This window comes from Aureliella helgolandensis, assembly GCF_007752135.1.
In the GTDB taxonomy this organism is placed as follows: domain Bacteria; phylum Planctomycetota; class Planctomycetia; order Pirellulales; family Pirellulaceae; genus Aureliella; species Aureliella helgolandensis.
The window spans coordinates 6,323,413-6,339,765 of sequence record NZ_CP036298.1 but is presented as its reverse complement, the minus strand read 5'-3'; the positions used below and the strand labels follow the sequence as shown (position 1 = coordinate 6,339,765).

At 54.4% G+C, this 16,353-nt stretch carries 10 protein-coding genes; 5 read left to right on the top strand and 5 right to left on the bottom strand.

From position 1 onward, the window contains the following. Window position 1: 1 nt before the first annotated feature. The 4 genes from Q31a_RS22205 to Q31a_RS22195 all read right to left on the bottom strand — a co-directional run bounded on the left by Q31a_RS22205 (window position 2) and on the right by Q31a_RS22195 (window position 3,586). Window positions 2-1,345, bottom strand: coding sequence for an MFS transporter (locus Q31a_RS22205; protein WP_231690885.1), 1,344 nt, complete (start codon window positions 1,343-1,345; stop codon window positions 2-4). 579 nt (window positions 1,346-1,924) lie between these two features. Further along, the gene (locus Q31a_RS22200; RefSeq protein ID WP_145082703.1) at window positions 1,925-2,128 is read right to left on the bottom strand and encodes a hypothetical protein; all 204 of its coding nucleotides are present in this window, start codon (window positions 2,126-2,128) and stop codon (window positions 1,925-1,927) included. A gap of 12 nt (window positions 2,129-2,140) precedes the next feature. Further along, a complete protein-coding gene (locus Q31a_RS30445) occupies window positions 2,141-2,293 on the bottom strand; it encodes a hypothetical protein (protein ID WP_197355515.1) in 153 nt (50 codons plus the stop codon). A 246-nt stretch (window positions 2,294-2,539) separates the two neighbouring features. Beyond that, entirely contained in the window at window positions 2,540-3,586 is a 1,047-nt protein-coding gene (locus Q31a_RS22195) for a nucleoside monophosphate kinase (protein WP_145082701.1), read from the bottom strand. A gap of 539 nt (window positions 3,587-4,125) precedes the next feature. Here Q31a_RS22195 and Q31a_RS22185 point away from each other — a divergent pair. From Q31a_RS22185 to Q31a_RS22175, 3 genes are all read left to right on the top strand, one after another. Further along, complete coding sequence (locus tag Q31a_RS22185) at window positions 4,126-5,502, top strand: IS4 family transposase (RefSeq protein WP_145072543.1); 1,377 nt, start codon at window positions 4,126-4,128, stop codon at window positions 5,500-5,502. A gap of 324 nt (window positions 5,503-5,826) precedes the next feature. Next, window positions 5,827-6,429 (top strand): sigma-70 family RNA polymerase sigma factor, encoded by a 603-nt coding sequence (locus Q31a_RS22180; RefSeq protein ID WP_145082699.1) that lies wholly within the window; start codon window positions 5,827-5,829, stop codon window positions 6,427-6,429. 9 nt (window positions 6,430-6,438) lie between these two features. Continuing rightward, window positions 6,439-10,671 carry a protein kinase domain-containing protein gene (locus tag Q31a_RS22175; RefSeq protein WP_145082697.1) on the top strand — a complete coding sequence of 1,411 codons (4,233 nt, stop codon included), beginning with the start codon at window positions 6,439-6,441 and terminating at the stop codon, window positions 10,669-10,671. Window positions 10,672-11,090: 419 nt separating this feature from the next. Here Q31a_RS22175 and Q31a_RS22170 read toward each other — a convergent pair whose 3' ends face one another. Then, the gene (locus Q31a_RS22170; protein WP_197355513.1) at window positions 11,091-13,109 is read right to left on the bottom strand and encodes a CocE/NonD family hydrolase; all 2,019 of its coding nucleotides are present in this window, start codon (window positions 13,107-13,109) and stop codon (window positions 11,091-11,093) included. 595 nt (window positions 13,110-13,704) lie between these two features. Here Q31a_RS22170 and Q31a_RS22165 point away from each other — a divergent pair. After that, on the top strand, window positions 13,705-15,129 hold the full coding sequence (locus tag Q31a_RS22165) for a pectate lyase family protein (RefSeq protein WP_145082695.1): 1,425 nt from the start codon (window positions 13,705-13,707) through the stop codon (window positions 15,127-15,129). Between the two features lie 573 nt (window positions 15,130-15,702). After that, window positions 15,703-16,311: a hypothetical protein gene (locus Q31a_RS22160; RefSeq protein WP_145082693.1), complete on the top strand. Its 609-nt coding sequence runs from the start codon at window positions 15,703-15,705 to the stop codon at window positions 16,309-16,311. Window positions 16,312-16,353 lie beyond the last annotated feature (42 nt).

The following is a 16,353-nucleotide window of genomic DNA, read 5'->3' as shown; positions in this document are numbered from 1 at the left end:
TCTATTGCGGGCGATCCGCGCGAAATGACGCTGCAAACAGCAGGAATCCAACGCTGGCGCACAACAGAGTAGCTGGGCGGTAGGACCCAAACTGATCGTGCGCAACACTGAAGAGGTAGGGGCCGACCGCTGTACCTGCAACTACGATCGAGGTCGAGAATCCGGAGATCGCGCCCAGATGCGTTCGCCCAAAAAAACGCGGCCAAGTTACGCCAGAGACGATGCCAAACATGCCCTGCATGCAACCCATCCCCAGCACCACAAGATACACAGAGGGGCCTGCATCCAGGAATGATAGGCTGAGCGACAGCACGATGATCCCAAAGAGTTGAACCATTGCTAAATACTTCAATTTGATGAAGTCGCTGAACCAGCTGCCCACAAATTCGACAATGACGCTGACACAGGCTGCTGGAACGAAAATAGCAACCGCTTGGCCGCGTCGCATGCCTGCATCGGAGAAAATGGATACGACATGGAATGAGAAGGCGGTCAACACTAGAGCGGAAAGAAGGACACTGAAGGTGAAAACCCAGAAACTGTAGGTACGGCGAGCTTCGGAAAGCGTGAACTGCCGTCCACTCAACGTTTCGACGTGCGCCTTTCGATTTTTCCTAGCAAAGGGGCCGTCCGGCAGCAATCCGTGGTCTTCTGGCTTGGCGCGTCCGAGACTAAAAGCGACTAGCGAAAAAACGGCAATCATCCCAGCAATGCACTGCCAGGCCCATGGCCAGCCACCACGTTGGATGAGCCATTCAAAAATGGGAGGAGTTACCGAAAATCCAAAGGCGACCGCTATCCCGATGAAGGCCATCGCCATTCCCCGCCTCTGCTCAAACCATTCCAGCACCATATTGCGAGACGACAAGGTTAACATTCCCTGTCCAAAGAATCGCATTGCGAAAAAGCCTAGCGTCAATACTGCAAACGAGACGTGGTGGCGATAGTGGACGGGAAGAACTGACGCGATGAACTCGGAGATTGCGACCGAAAAACTCATTCCCATCAACACGACTGCTAGCATGGCGGCAGAGCCTGCAGATACCCAGCGTCCACCAAACCGGTCGTACCATCGACCGGCGCGGGTGATCAGCAATGCACTTGCAATGGTTCCCGCAAAATAGGCAAAACTGACCCAACTCCGCGACAAATGGTGCGCTTGAATCAGAAAGTCCGTAAACACCGACACGCCTACGGTTTGCCCTGGTGCGCTGGCCAACACTCCCAGAGTGCCACACACTAGCACCACGGATCCGTAATAGAACGGTAGCCGTGTGGGATCAAAGGGGAAGTTGGCGAACCGTGGGCGGTGATGGCGTTTCGGAGTCTCGCTATCGGATTTCATGCGTGATGCCAATGCAATTAAGGACGAAGTGAACATTGGAATTCATTTCGCTCTCAATGTCAGTGGGGATTGACACGGCAAATGTAGGCGTCAATCCTCCGCTCGTGCGAAGACGCCCCAGCAACCTGGGCCGTAGCAGCGAACCCAACGCCCTGGCGAGCCCGAGTTGAGCCACCAATGCCATCTTATGTGGGGTGGTGCTGGTGGTACGCCGCAGGGACATGCCGTTGAGGTGTGGAAGGCGTTTCCAGCTTAACTGCGGAATCACATTCAGAGTTGTAATGTGAATGCTGCGCCCCGCATCTCAGAGTAATGGCAACTGATCTTGCCTTACTCACGCGCCCGAGGGGGGAAGCACGTCGTCATGCTGCGGGTTGAATTGATATGGTCCGCGCAGCCGTAAAATGGCACAACGGAAGGCATTCGTACGACCGGTTTCAAATTTGGGCCGCGGGATCTCCGTCCACTGCTCTTGCCGTACGGCCTTCTTCTCCAGAAACTTAAGTGAAGCTCGGTTTGCTCCGATTTCGCGTCAGGCCGCTGCCGAGTCCCACGGGGCCGAGCGAGCGGTTCTTCTCGTTATTCGACCGAAGAGGAATCTTGGATGCGGAGACGGTAAGCCCAATTCCGCGCCGTGTCTGGAATTGGGGGCCAGTTGCGTTTGCCGTCGGTGTCTGCCTGAACGATGATTGCGTTGTACCATCCTCCCATTTCTAAGTGCCACCAATCGAACGCGAAACACCTCCCCGCCGTCCCCAAAGGCAGGTATCCAATAAGTCTCACCGCTTGGCCCGGTTATGTGATCCACAAGTCCACGTCGACGTAAGGATTGCTGTAGCTCCCTGTCGCATCAAAGCGAATTTCCTGGACTTCCATAACCTCAACGGCGCGAGCGCGCGAAGCGGCTAAGCAGAGGCACTGGCATACGGCGATCCGAAGGTTTCTCATCTCAATAAAGCTGGCTAGTGGAAAGTTGAGTGGGCGTCAAAATTATCTCCGGATGCGAAAAAGACGCCTGCAATCGTTAGCCATTCGTCGCTGGATTGAGCTCTTCACTAAGGGCGGGCGAAATCGCAATGCAAGTGGATTCAGAATGGAATCGATGCGAGCATGCTAGGGAGCGGGACTGACCAGAGAACCTGTGAACGTTACCTCGGTTGCCGGCTGCGTGAGAAACGGGGACTGCGTCGTTGGCTATTCCTCATCCTTCGGATAGGGCCTTAGGCCGAGCAGCATCTCAGCTCGCTCGGTGAGCGGTTGGGTAACGAAAGCTTGATCGGTGAACTCGGACAAGTGGCTGGCGACGAGAGCATAGACCGCTTGGCGGCTTTGGCTGGTGTCGATTTCGATACATTTGCCTTTGCTCTTGAAGAACTCAACGGTTGGCAATGTCTCCGCCTTGAAGGTGTCGAACCTGAGCTTCAAGCTTGCGACGTTATCGTCGACCCTACCGGTGTACTGAGCACGTGCCAGAATACGCTTTTCGAGAACATCGTACGGACATTCCAAGTACAGCATTTTGGGCAATTCCGTCTGGCTACCAAAGATCTGCGACCATCCGTCCAGATTGTCCAGCGAGCGAGGGAAGCCGTCTAGTAGAAAATTGGTCTTACCCGTTGTCCGGGTAATAAACTCCATGGAGTTCTTGATCAGTGCCACCACGATTTCATTGGGAACGAGTTTTCCGGCGGTGATGAATTCATTAATCGTGTTCGCCGTAGGACCGTCCTTTTCGCGTTCGCGGCGCAAGAGGTCTCCGGCGGAAAGATGCGTCCAGCCGAGTTGAGATTCGGCAAGTTCACACATGGTCCCCTTTCCAGCGCCTGGGCCACCGAGCACGAAAACAACGTTTGGCTTGGGACAAGGTTGCCTGGGGTCGAAGTGATGGATGACGACTCGCGGTGCTGGTGCAACTCCCTTCTTATAGACATGCCACTCTCTCTCGGTCGGCGGCAGTTCCTCTTCGCAAGTTATGTCATAGGCTAGGTGACCGTCCAATCGACAGATTCGCCAGGATTGGTACGTGTTGGAGTACGAGAGGGCTGGGCTTCTAGCAGACTTGCCATCGGCGCGATCCCAGGCCATTTTTCCGTTCCAATAGCCGAGACTCGAAACGGTGCCGGATTCCGATTCCGTGGGAGGCGCCGTGGAGGGAACAAAGAGACCGTCCACCTCAGGCAGCCCCGCTCCAATAACTTCAATGTACAGGGTGTTCGGCTTGAGATTGTTGGTTTGTGCCATGGATTTAGTAGCTTGAAATTCGAATGATCGGTAAGCGAATACAGTGCGTGGGCAACAGTATAGCCGATGCTGGAAGGGAAACGCCCGCTGCTGTCACTGCACCAGCGGAACGCAACGTCCCGCTGGAACTCTTGGCTTGCAACCGAGAAAAGTGGACGCGGTCTCTATTGGGGGCCAACGATGCATTGCTTGAGTACCGCGGGTGCCATGCAGGACAGAACAAGTCGTGTGGGAACACCACTCCGTTCCGGGCCGCCGCGATCCAACAGACATCCTACAATAGTACTGATGTGGCTATGCTTCGCGGATGGCAGTGCGTTTTCGTCGTGTGGTTCGAAATCATCGTATGGATTGAAACTAATGCATTGTCAAAGCTTAATTTTCGGGTTGCCCGGAAAAAGGTGTCCGACACGAATGGCACTTAATCGGCCTAAGGTACTGGTGCTTCTAGAGTTAAGTTCGATTGACAGCAGGGGGCTTCACTTGCGATGAGTTTGGGTAATCTTACCCTCCCGAACACACCAAGCAAGGAAGCCCCCGTGTGCCATCATCCGTTTGATTCGTTCCGCTGTCGAGTCCAACATGCGCGCCAACACGGCGATCTTTACTTCGCCGCCTTGATCTCCAAAGAGACTATCGCGTCAGTCTTTGGCAATGCAAGTGCCATTCTCGATTCGGCCAGAGTTTACAACACATCGGTCACGCTGTGGGTCTTCCTCTCGCAAGTCATGAGCATCCACCACGGCTGCGTCTCTGCGGTCGCCAAGCTGATCACCCATCGAGTCGCCAACAACCAAACTGCTTGCTCTGCCGAAACCGGTGCTTACTGCATTGCTCGAGACAAAATCGACGAGCAATCCATGCAACGTCTTGTGACGGCCAGCGGACTTGCGATTGAAGACAGCAGTCCCGACCATTGGCGATGGCTGGGGCACCGCGTGATCACCGCCGATGGTGCCACCGTCACGATGGCAGACACGTCGGAGAATCAAGCCGCCTACCCGCAACTTAGTAGTCAAGCACCCGGTTGTGGATTTCCGATCTTGCGAGTCGTTGTACTGTTCGCGTTGTCGACTGGCGTTGTGCTCGACATGGCGATGGGCCGATACAAAGGTAAGTTCACTCACGAAGTAAGTTTGTTTCGTCAGATCGACGCAATCATCGAAGAAACCGATGTTTTCCTAGCTGATCGCGCCTATGCGGGTTGGTTCGAGATGGCGAGGATGATTCAACGTGGTGCACACGTCGTTGTTCGCAAACACCAGTTGCGCAAGTCAGATTTTCGGACTGGAATTCGTTACGGCAAAGACGATCACTCCATCCAAATCGACAAGCCAGCTCGTCCCGACTGGATGAGCATTGAAGAGTACGAGACGTACCCGGACTTCATCACCATTCGCGAGATCCGTATCCGAGTTGAGAACAACGGATTTCGCACTCGCGAGATTATCGTTCACACATCGCTGTCGGACGATACGGAGTACACGAGGGAGGACATCGCGGCCCTGTTCCGTAGAAGGTGGCAAGCAGAACTTCATTTACGGAGCTTGAAAACGGTCATGCAGATGGAACACTTGCGCTGTAAAAAGCCGCATCGAGTGCGGAACGAAATTCGGACGCACATGTTGGCTTACAATTTGATTCGCGGGGTGATGTCTGAAGCGGCCGTCGAAGGCGACGTTCAACCTTGGCATATCAGTTTCAAGTCAACACTGACAACGGTGACGGATATGCTTCCGGTTCTAGGCCTAATCAGCAACGCCGATGAATTATGCACTGTGTTGTACCGCTGCTGCTTGCAACACGCAGTTGGCAATCGACCGGACCGCTACGAGCCCAGGGTGCTCAAGCGAAGACCGAAGAAATACAAGCTGATGCAAAAGCCAAGAAGCGAATACAAACCCGGGGAGGCATAGGACTTACGCCGATTAAGTGCCATTCGTGTCCGACACCAAAAGCCGGAACGGCCCTTCGGGTGCTTTGCACTTTTGGTGTCGGACACCTTTTTCTGAACGCTCGCTAAACCGTAATTCTTAGTCTTGACAATTCACTAGCGTTCCACCACGAGGATCGTCTGCTAGCCCATCTGCCCCGAATAGGGAACAGGCATTCCCGGAATCAAGGAATGCCTGGTGGCAATTGCGAGATGTCCAGCAAACTGGATATTCTCGGCAAATTCTCTGGCAATTTCTGTAACGCTTCAAATCTGCCGGTGATGTGTAGGTAGGAGGATTGATTTTTTGCTAGGTCCCGAAACACGAGCGTCACTGATCGCAAGCCTGAATGACCCTGCTTCGGAGGAAGCCTGGACTGAGTTTGCTGCTGTCTATCGGCCGCTCGTGATTCGGGTTGCCAGAGCGAAGGGCCTGCAAAACGCCGACGCAGACGACGTAGCTCAGGATGTGCTTTCTGCAGTCGGAAAATCGCTTGAATCCTTCACGTCGAGCGGTGAAGGATCGTTCCGGCGGTGGTTGTACCAAATTACCCGCAACCTCGTGGTGAATCAGTTGATGCGTGGTCCGTTTTCGGGCCGGCGTGGGCCGATCGGCAGTGGAGACAGTGACGTCCAATATCTTCTCAGCCAAGCTCCGACTCCTGAGGATCAGACGGCGACGTTATTTCGCATCGAGTATCGCAGAGCGCGTTTCCAGCAAGCAGCAGAAAAGGTGAAAAATCAGTTTAGTGAATTAACGTGGCAATGTTTTTGGCAGACATCCGTCGAGAATCAGTCCGTTGAACATGTCGCGTCCAGCATCGGGAAAACCGTCGGTGCCGTCCGTGTAGCGCGTTGTCGCGTGTTGGCAAAGATTCGTGAAGAAATTCAAAACGATATAGATGAATAGGTGCTTACGATGATCGCAAGATTTCACTACGACGACCAATCACTGCTGCAACTACTTCGTGACAATCCCCGGGAGACAGCAAGTGACATGCTTGCACACGTTGAATCGTGTGCAGCCTGCCAAACCAAGTTGGAGACGCTGTCCAGTGGCGGGATGAGTTGGAATGAAGTGGCTGGTATGATGCAGCAAGATGATCTGTCGCCACTAGCTGCCTCGACCAATGCGATCCCGAATTCAGCTCCCGCAGGGATGGGGACCACCCTACCGCCCTTTCTGCAAGCGTCGGAACATCCTCAGTCCCTTGGCCGTTTTGCCCGCTACGAGATTATGGAAATTCTTGGCCGTGGCGGGATGGGGATTGTGATGCGGGGTTACGATCCAGCGCTGGAACGCTACTGTGCGGTGAAGGTGCTGGCCCCCGAACTGGCCTCCAGTGCCGCAGCACGCAGACGATTCTCGCGGGAGGCTAAAAGTGCGGCAGCTGTAGTGCACCCACACGTTGTCCCCATCCAAACAGTCGATGACCACGAGGGTTTTCCGTACCTAGTGATGCCGGTCGTGGAAGGCAAAAGCCTACAACAAAGAGTCGAGTCGGACGGTCCCCTTTCCACGATCGAATCGGTACGGATCGCATTGCAGATTGCCGAGGGGCTGGCAGCGGCACACCAACAGGGGTTGGTCCACCGAGATATCAAACCGGCCAATATATTGCTTGAAAATGGAGTGGAACGTGTCCAGATTACCGATTTTGGTTTGGCCCGGGCTGTCGATGATGCCAGCATGACATGCAGCGGGATGATTTCTGGTACACCACAGTACATGTCACCCGAGCAGGCGCATGGCGATGAGATCGATCACCGCAGTGATCTGTTTTCATTGGGAAGCGTGATGTACTTCATGCTCACGGGGCACTCTCCGTTTCGAGCCGAGACGACCATGGGGGTATTGAATCGAATTGGCAACGACGAACCACGCCGCCTGCAAACGATTCAGCCCGAGATACCTTGGTGGCTAGATAATGTCGTGATGAGGTTGTTGGCCAAAACGCCGGCCGATCGTTTCGAGAGCGCACAAGAGATCGCTCAGCTACTGGAAGGCTGCCTCAGCCACTTGCAGCAACCCACCACGGTGCCGCTGCCTGAATCAATCTCGGTGGACATCGCGCCACAAAAAATTGCACGCCCTCCCCTCGCAAAACTGGTCGCTGCTGGAGCCTTGGCGCTCGCATTATTTTTTTCGGGAGTGCTAATTGTTCTGGAGTTCAACAAGGGTACGCTCACAATAGAATCCGAGATCGATGAAATCGCAGTCCGGATCTTGCGGAATGACGAACTGGTCGAATCGTTGCAGGTATCTAAGCAGGGGAGTTCGACTCGCATTGCCGCTGGGGAGTATGTAGTCGAGCTGGATGGAGAGTTTCCGGAAATCGAAATCGAAAAAAACACCGTAACGCTTGCGCATGGGGAAAACCAAACGATCCGGATTCGGCGAACGAAAACACCATCGTTCGTTGCGTCCGATATTAGCGAGCAACTATCTGGCTCATGGCGGGTTACGAATTTGGAACGGGATGAATCGCGGATGCACTTTGGCGAAAATATCGTTGTGACATTTGAGAAATGGAAGATTACCAGTCTGAATGAGCCTGAGTCCACGGAGCACTATGTCTATCAGCTTTTACCCAACCAGCGGATGCGTCTCATCACGTACGCGGCACCCTCAGCCGACGAGGAGCTGGTGGAACTCCAATTTCGATACGAATTGCGCGACGCCAATCATCTTGAGTTCCAAAAATGTGATTTGGAAGGCATGCCTACAGGAATACCAATGCTATTGACTCGCTTGAAGGAGACTGAGGAACCTTCCACCTATGTATCCGAGATTGTGACCGTTGCTACCAGCCCTAGCAATGGATGGGCGGAAAGTGAGGTTCTTCACACGCACGTCAGGCTGGTCCAAAGCGAGGGATTTCTTGCGAGCGTCGAATGGCCGAAGGAGCTGCCCTTTCCATCGTCTCCGAACGCCGAGACGCTCCGAAACCTAAAGAAGTATTTTCTGGTCAAGTCCATTGGAGATTCGCAAATTGAAATTGGTTTATATGGTGACGTGACCACCAGATCGAGCCGCGACTTGATGGTTCGAGCAATCGCTGACACCTACCGAAAAAAGTTCGCTCAGCCGAGGTCCGCAGCAGACGAAAAGGCAATCCAAGATCTTGTGCTGTCTCATCGCTTGCTTCTCGAGGAACGCGGTATGGCCGAAGCCGAACACCGCCACTTGACTGCAGGAGTAGAACCAAATGAAAATGATGTCGCCGAATCAGTGGCTCGCTTGAAGCGTCTCAACGAATCCCTGACCAAGCTGTGTGAGCAACTATTTGAACTCGGAGTGCCAGCGCTAGCGGGATCCCTCGAGCTGAGTCTCTCTCGGGCTGGTAGAACTGCGGCGTTGGAACAACCTGAACTTGCTTCGCCATTCGATAGCTCCCTCGCGCCGAACTTAGATAATCCAGCTTTCAGTGAACTGAGAGAACTGCAGATCGAATACAGCAAACTGGCTGCAAAATATGAAAAGGCAAGGAGCGAAGCGTCTGATGAAGTCGAATTGAATCGAGTGATCAAGGAATTGGACCCTCGCGAGATTATGCCTACGAAGTACTTGGCCTTTGAAGAGAGATACCCCGAATCCGACGCAGGGTTCGAAGCATTGATGGAGGTTGCCAGGATGGCGGGCAGTGTTGGAGACCCCGCGTCCCAATCGGCCCAAGCGCGCGTAGAAGCTAGTGAACGAATCCTGGATCACTACATCAACCAACGTGGACTAGAAAGGATCGTTCCCTTATTTGGCAACGGTCCTTTTCAATCTCAAACCGCAGGCTTCCTACAACAGCTAGTTGAAAAAAGTCCCTACCGTGATACACAGGCGGAGGTCCTCGTGGTCCAGCTACTGCAGGGCAAGCAACTGCTAGCTGTAGAATCGCTGCTACCAACATTCCTTCACGAACAGCGTCTGAAACTCAACGGGGGCAACGACGATTCACTGCAGGTAAAGCTTGAGCAACGATACATGCTCGAGAAACTGGAAAACACGGACTTTGCGCAGCTTCGCGCGGACCTGAATTCCAAGCTAGAGCGGTTGGAGAACGACTATTCTAACGTTCGTGTCAGTAGCTATGGCACCGGCGGTAATGCAGCTCGTCGACTCTCTCATGCGATCAACCAAGTCAGGATTGGTGAAACGGCTCCAGAGATTATTACCTCGAATGTCGACGGGCAACCATTTCAGTTGAGCAGATATCGAGGCAAGATTGTCGTGTTACTGTTTCTGCAAAGCACCATGGCCAACTATCAAGAAATGTACGCCCCTTTACGGCAATTGGTCGCCAAGTATAGCTGGGCTCCCGTGAAATTTGTTGGAATTATCAACACGGATGACCGAGCAAGTCTTCGTGCTGCTTCGCAGCGAGGTGACCTGAACTTCACGGTGATCCGGCAGCCTCTGTTGAATCCTCCGCTTTCGCAAGACTGGGGGATCGAAAACTATCCGAGGGTCTACATCGTCGACACCGAGGGGATTTTGCAGCCAGAGCTACACATGCCCTTCTACGGCGAAGGTGGCTATGACACTCATGATGTTGACGACACCATTGGCAAGCTGCTGAAGGCATCTGCGACTTCCGTGAGCAGTGAACAAGGGGCGGCGAATTCCAATCAGCCAAGCCAGTCGTCTTCGCATCCTAAAGAATCGGCTACTGCTGAAGGAAATGCAGCGTTCGCGACGCCCGAATCCTTGATGCAGTACTATGCTGATTGCCAATTTTGCGGTGACACGGCGGGCTGCCTGGATTGCTACTCGAATCGCGTGATTGAGCAATTCGCCACCAACTATCTAATCACGGCGTCGGGTTTGTTGGGGATGTATCGAAAACTGGAGCACGAGGAGCCGAGTGACGAACATCGCAAGTTGACGGGCGATCTCGAAGCCTTGTTGGAGCGTTCTTGCATCGACGATCCTCCAGCGACTGCGCGAGCGGCGCTCTACCAAGCCGCTGGCAGCATGCGAGATGAGCTGACCGGCGGCGTGGCAAGGGAACCAACGCAAAGCGAGTTGATGTTGATTGCAGCGTCCCCTTCGCTACTCAAGAATCCGCGCCAGTTTGTCTTAGAATTCTCGCAACGCGGTGCAGCCGACTCCAGTTCGAAACTGGACGAAAATCCCCGGAATGAGTACCCATCGAATTGAGCGATTCTGGTGCATGGGCCATTAGGGGCGGCACCGGTTACCGGATGGGGCTGAAGGAAGGCAACGGTCGCTGGTGGATCGACGACAGTTGGCCCGAAGATAGTGAGCAATCCTCACCAGCCCAATGAAAAACGGTTTGAGTCTGCTGTCTAACGCAATAAACGGTTGGATCATCGCCCATCGTGGAGAGGGGCTTTACTGGTTCGTGCTGTGCAGTCGCTGGGCACGCCCGGTCAGCGTCGCCACTGCCAGTTGCCCAATCGGGGCGCCGGCTGCGTTTAGCGCGACTGCTTTCTTCGCAGTAAAGCAGAGCCTGCTAGTTCGCTTGACGCGTTGCAATAGGGCTTGTTGAAAGTGTCACCCGCGCGTGAGCAAGTCCGGATTCGCTGCTGCTACGGTGCGAGTCGGTGGGGGGCCGTCTACCGAACGGCCCCGCGGGCTTGCGGTGGGATGACTGGCAATACGATTCGGCTCGGATGGTCCGCATCGTGATAGATCGTCTGGACCGCCACGTTGGACATCCTCTGACGGTTGAGCGGTTCGCCTGTATTTGGATTGACATCAAAGCGTGGGAAGTTGGAGCTCGAAACGTCGACTCGGATGCGGTGTCCCTTCTTGAATACGTTAGAAGTCGGATACAGTTTGATCGTGAACTCATACGCCTCCCCGGGATTCATCAAAACTTCTCTCTGGAGGGATTCGCGAAATCGGCCACGAATGATGCCATCGCCGATATTCAGATCGAATCCGCCTGGCCAATCTTCCGACGGTGGGTAGACATCAATCAATTTAGCGGTGAAGTCGGTGTCAACAGCGGAACTTGAAGCGAACAAACGCACCTCGATTTCACCGGTGACTTCAAGATCGCTTTCAAGCGGCTCTGACTGGAATACCAGTACGTCCTTGCGGGCGGAGAGCGGAATGGGCTGCTGGAAATTCCAAATATGCGGGCCGCCCATCTGGTTCCAGGCACCTTGGACGAGGATATCATCACCGGATGAGATGTTGCCGCCGATAGTCGGCACGGGATTATCGGGCGAAAACTGGAACTGGGTGACTGACTCTTCGATGGGGGATGGGGCTTCCGACAATCCACCGTCTGCTTGCAGATAGAAATCGGTGTACTCGGTTCGCGCCAGCGGCCATTCGTTTTCGTTTCGCCAAAACCCGCCGTGCCGCAAACGGCCATTGCCATCTTTTCTGCCATCACCGGTACCCATCACAAAGATTCGGACGCGCGTTTCGAACGGTGCTGCCTTTCCGACCGAGTTGTCGACTCCTTTGAGCCAATGGTCGTACCACTCCTTACGCCATGCCCATTGGTCCGCGATAGCCGCTTGTTTGCCGAAATTCACTTGACCGTGAGCGTAGGCGGCTTGCTGACCGTGAATCCACGGCCCCATGATCATGTAGACGGGCCCCTTGATCGTGCGATTGAGTGCCATGAAATTTGCCGTCGTGTTTCCACCCCAAGAGTCGTACCAACCGGACACTAGGTAGACGGGAATGTCTTTGTAGTTCTCTGGTGCATCGACGATATTGTTTTGAGCCCAAAAGGTGTCGTTGATGCCGTGCTCCATCGCGGAAACCAACCAGTCTTCATACTCCGGTGCCAGTTTCAGAGGAGTCGTGCCACGCCGTGTCGGCAGTTGGTCCAAATACGCAAGTCTTTGTTCCGCCAGTGTTGCCAGTACGTCAGCCGTTCCCGCATCGCGCGCCGCTCGACTTCCTCGTCCGGCATTCAGAAAAATCCAATTCCAAAATCGCAGCTCGAACGCACCGCCATTTCGAAGACTTTGGCGGCCCATGTTCGACATTGCATCGACCGGAATTACCGTTGCCAATTCGGGCGCCCCAGCCAAAGCCATCGCGTGCTGGGTGCCGCCGAAGTACGACGTGCCGATCATTCCGATCTTACCATCGGACCACGCCTGTTTGCCAATCCATGCCGCGCAATCGACTCCGTCGTCGCCGTCGTCACTAAGCATGTGCCATTCGCCCTCGGAGTTGTATCGACCGCGAGTGTCTTGGGCGACAAAAACGTAGCCGTGCGTGGCGTAATACTTCGCCGCACCAGCTTGCCCGTCTTTGTTGTAGGGAAGTCGCGAAAGGATGACCGGTAGCGGTTCTTCGACTGCCTTGCCATTCTGGGCTGGGCGATATATGTCGGTCGCCAAATGCACGCCATCTCGCATCGGCAACATTACATTTTTCTCTACCACAAATTCATTGGCCGAAGCGAGGCTGCCGCTCGCGACGAGCAGCAGCAATCCGATTGCCACGAATAACCCTCGCCCGACTGCAGACAGCTCGCTTCTTACTGGACTCATGATCACGGTTTTACTTTCATAGTATTTATCCAACTCCATTGCGATCCGCCGTAGGGAGGACGAGAAAATCAGCAATTGCCAGCTTTCGATCCATCGATCGAAACCCATGGCTGATTAAATTCTACGGCACCACTTCGCAGAGTGCACATATCAAGACGCGAACCGCATCCATCCTTCAATGGGAGCAACCCGGGGACTCGTCGGTTCCCATCTTACTCCAGACGTTTTCGGAAACCGGCTGGAAACCAATCACAATCATCGCTTGCTAATAGGATAGCCGAAGTTTCAGAGTCGCAGGCGTCTCGAGTGGTATGCATTCAATTCGGGACTGCACATCGCTCAAGAGCTAGGCGGTCGAACTCAATTTTTGCGATATATTGATTGCGATGGTTTGCTATTGCCCCAATTGCATTCTGCTGTCAGTTGAGTTGCCGCCCCCCATACTCCATTGGCACTTGCCGCCAGCATTGTCTTACCAAGGTTCCCTTTGGTCGCGCCAAGCCGGTTGCTGCATGCATTGCTGTCCCAGAGGATGAGCTGGTGTCATGAGAGGTCGATTGTGCAATGGCTAGAGCGTGGTGGTTCTGGAGTGCTTCTTTCAACGCATTGTCTCACCGCGGCAGAGTCTGTTCCGTTGGGGTATCATAAATGGGAGCAGCTGTCCCCTGCGGAGAGCTCCCGTTTTTTCAACGATAGGTGCGTCTTGAATTCCAACACTTTCAGCTTAGTTCTTCATCAAGCTCTCTTGAGCCTTGGTGTTGTCGCGGCGTTCGGTCCAGTCGTGTGGGGACAGCCGCCCTCAACCCGAGCACTGCCCGCATTTCCCGGTGCGGAAGGGTTTGGTGCTGAATCGCGTGGCGGGCGTGGAGGGGAAGTCATTGAAGTCACCAATTTGAATGATCGTGGCCCAGGGAGTTTTCGCGCTGCCTGCGAAGCGGCAAATCCAAGGACAGTGGTCTTTCGCACTGGCGGCACCATCACCCTGAAGTCAACGGTTCAAATTCGCGAGCCCTATATAACGATCGCGGGACAGACGGCTCCTGGCGGCGGAATATTGCTGAAGGCTGACCCACGGTTCGATGGACCTGTCCTGAATGTCGGTACACATGATGCCACGGTGCGCGGGCTGCGCATTCGCCGGGGGCCCACTGCGGAGAAAGGCTGCTGCGGAGACGGGTTGAGCATTACCAGTGCAAGCACTCCACCCCATGATGTAATTGTCGATCATTGTTCGATCAGCTGGTCGACTGATGAGAATGTTGAATCTTGGTACGCCGCCAATGATATCACCATTCAGTGGTGCATTATCTCGGAAGCACTCGACGATAGTAGTCACGAGAAGGGCCCGCACAGCAAGGGTACCATCATCGGGGCAGAGGTTCGCCGGGTCTCCTATCACCACAATCTGCTGGCCCACAATGTTGCCCGCAATCCGTTGATCTCGAATAACGACGGACCCAATCATGTGGTCAACAATCTGGTCTACAACTGGAAGTATTTTGGTGCGGAATTTAGCCACGTTGGCGAGCATCCGCCACGAGTGAATCTGATTGGAAACACTTATCAGCCTGGCCCTGATACACGCCAGGTAAGGTATGAAGTCTCCTTGAAAGACTACCCGATGGAGCCGACGTTCTATGCACGCGACAATCGAGGTCACCATCGGCAGGAAGATGATGAAAGGGAATGGTCGTTGGTAGGAGATGGGTCCTCTGGTCTTGGGGCCGACTGGATGCGCGTCCCTGCGAATAGTCAGATCCAGCGAGCAGAACCCTGGCCGGACTCACCGATTCCTATCACGGTTCAGCCATCCGAGCAGGCGAGCCAACTTGTGTTGGCCGCTGCGGGGGCAATCTTACCTCGGCGGGATACCGTGGACGAACGGATCATTCTTGATGTGCGAAACAGGACTGGCAAGTGCATTGACGATCCATCGGAGGTGGGGGGCTGGCCCTTGATCGATGAGGGGCGTCCCGCTGCCGACATCGACCACGATGGCATGCCCGACGCATGGGAAGTCGAACACGGGTTGAACTCCTCCGACGCAGCGGATCGCAATGGATTGGACCTTAGCAGCACGGCGGGATATACCAATCTTGAGATGTATTTGAACGGTCTTTGGGAATGAACTTGAAGAGCCGACGACAGCCTGCGCGACCTCCCGAGTTCACGTGATTCGCTCTGCGTGCAGTAGCTCTGCCGATACAGTAGCCCTGCGGATTCATGGAAACTGGCTGCATTGGCTCAGCAACCAAGGAGGCGTTCAACGTCCAAGGCTCACCTGCCTTGCTGGCGCTTGAACCATCTCCTGATGGGTGCAAGTGTGTGAAGGAGCTACGAAGGGGGCTTGCCCGCCACTGGAACCAAAGCGTTTTTACTCGCAGCCGTGCTTGCGAGGCTTCAACGCTAACGCGTGAATTGCGTTCACGGGCATGCCACCCGCCCCCCCTATCCCTTTATCTCGCTGTCGATCCTGTGGCCACTACAGGAGTTTGACCAATTCTCAAAAATCTCCTCCCGCCAGAACGCCTTTTCTGCAAGAACGCCGTGTGCTACAAATTTCTCGCAGGTAAGCAGTTACAATACAGCGAACGCCGAACTTCCTCTTCGCGGATGTTGGCGATCCGTTTTTGATGGCGATTGGCTTAGCTCCTACAACTTCTTCGTCAAGTTGGCTTCTTCTTCGTAAAGGCAGTATCCAATGAAACGTATTGTTTCTCTCTGCATGTTGACTCTGCTGGTAGGGTGCGGCAGGCAGCATCCCTCCTTGTCGGTATTGGTCGTCGAATCGGTTCCCCTCAGTGAGGAGCATGTCGATGCTGTGTCGCTCCCGCGATACATTCCAGATGGAACGCAACACACCTTGCCTGCGGTGGGTTTTGAGGCATCGGACGGATCGTTTTATCCGGTCGTGGCGCTGTGCAAGCCTGTTCCTCGAGGTGGTTCCGTTGAACCGATCGTTCTGGAGGACCGTCAATTGAAGGTGTATCGTGGTACGGACCCTGTCGCGGCGAACAATGAATTGCTGGGAGTTTACGAGATTGACGCAGTTGGGCGTGAATTGCAAATAGGATTTTCAGTGACGCGTGATGGTCGGCTGGAGCTGGCAATCGCAGATTCACTATCCGGTGAGAGTCTCGCCGTCCGGACCCTGCCTGTCGTCACTGCTGCAAAGGTGATGGGAGTGGGGACATCGGCATCTCGCAACTCGTCATTGGCGCAGAACTTGATGGAGTGGATCGACGTTAGTGCGATGTCCCGGGTGCTATCTTGGGGCACCACTCGTTGCGCGACTAGGTTCACTCAATGAGTACGAGATACCTCTGAATTCAAACGCGACAGTGCTCCACAG

What these genes read in the sequence shown, in the direction of transcription:
- Q31a_RS22175 (WP_145082697.1), top strand. Translation starts at nt 6,439, where the DNA reads ATGATCGCAAGATTTCACTACGACGACCAATCACTGCTGCAACTACTT.
- Q31a_RS22160 (WP_145082693.1), top strand. Translation starts at nt 15,703, where the DNA reads ATGAAACGTATTGTTTCTCTCTGCATGTTGACTCTGCTGGTAGGGTGC.
- Q31a_RS22205 (WP_231690885.1), bottom strand. Translation starts at nt 1,345, where the DNA reads ATGAAATCCGATAGCGAGACTCCGAAACGCCATCACCGCCCACGGTTC.
- Q31a_RS22195 (WP_145082701.1), bottom strand. Translation starts at nt 3,586, where the DNA reads ATGGCACAAACCAACAATCTCAAGCCGAACACCCTGTACATTGAAGTT.
- Q31a_RS30445 (WP_197355515.1), bottom strand. Translation starts at nt 2,293, where the DNA reads ATGAGAAACCTTCGGATCGCCGTATGCCAGTGCCTCTGCTTAGCCGCT.
- Q31a_RS22170 (WP_197355513.1), bottom strand. Translation starts at nt 13,109, where the DNA reads ATGGGTTTCGATCGATGGATCGAAAGCTGGCAATTGCTGATTTTCTCG.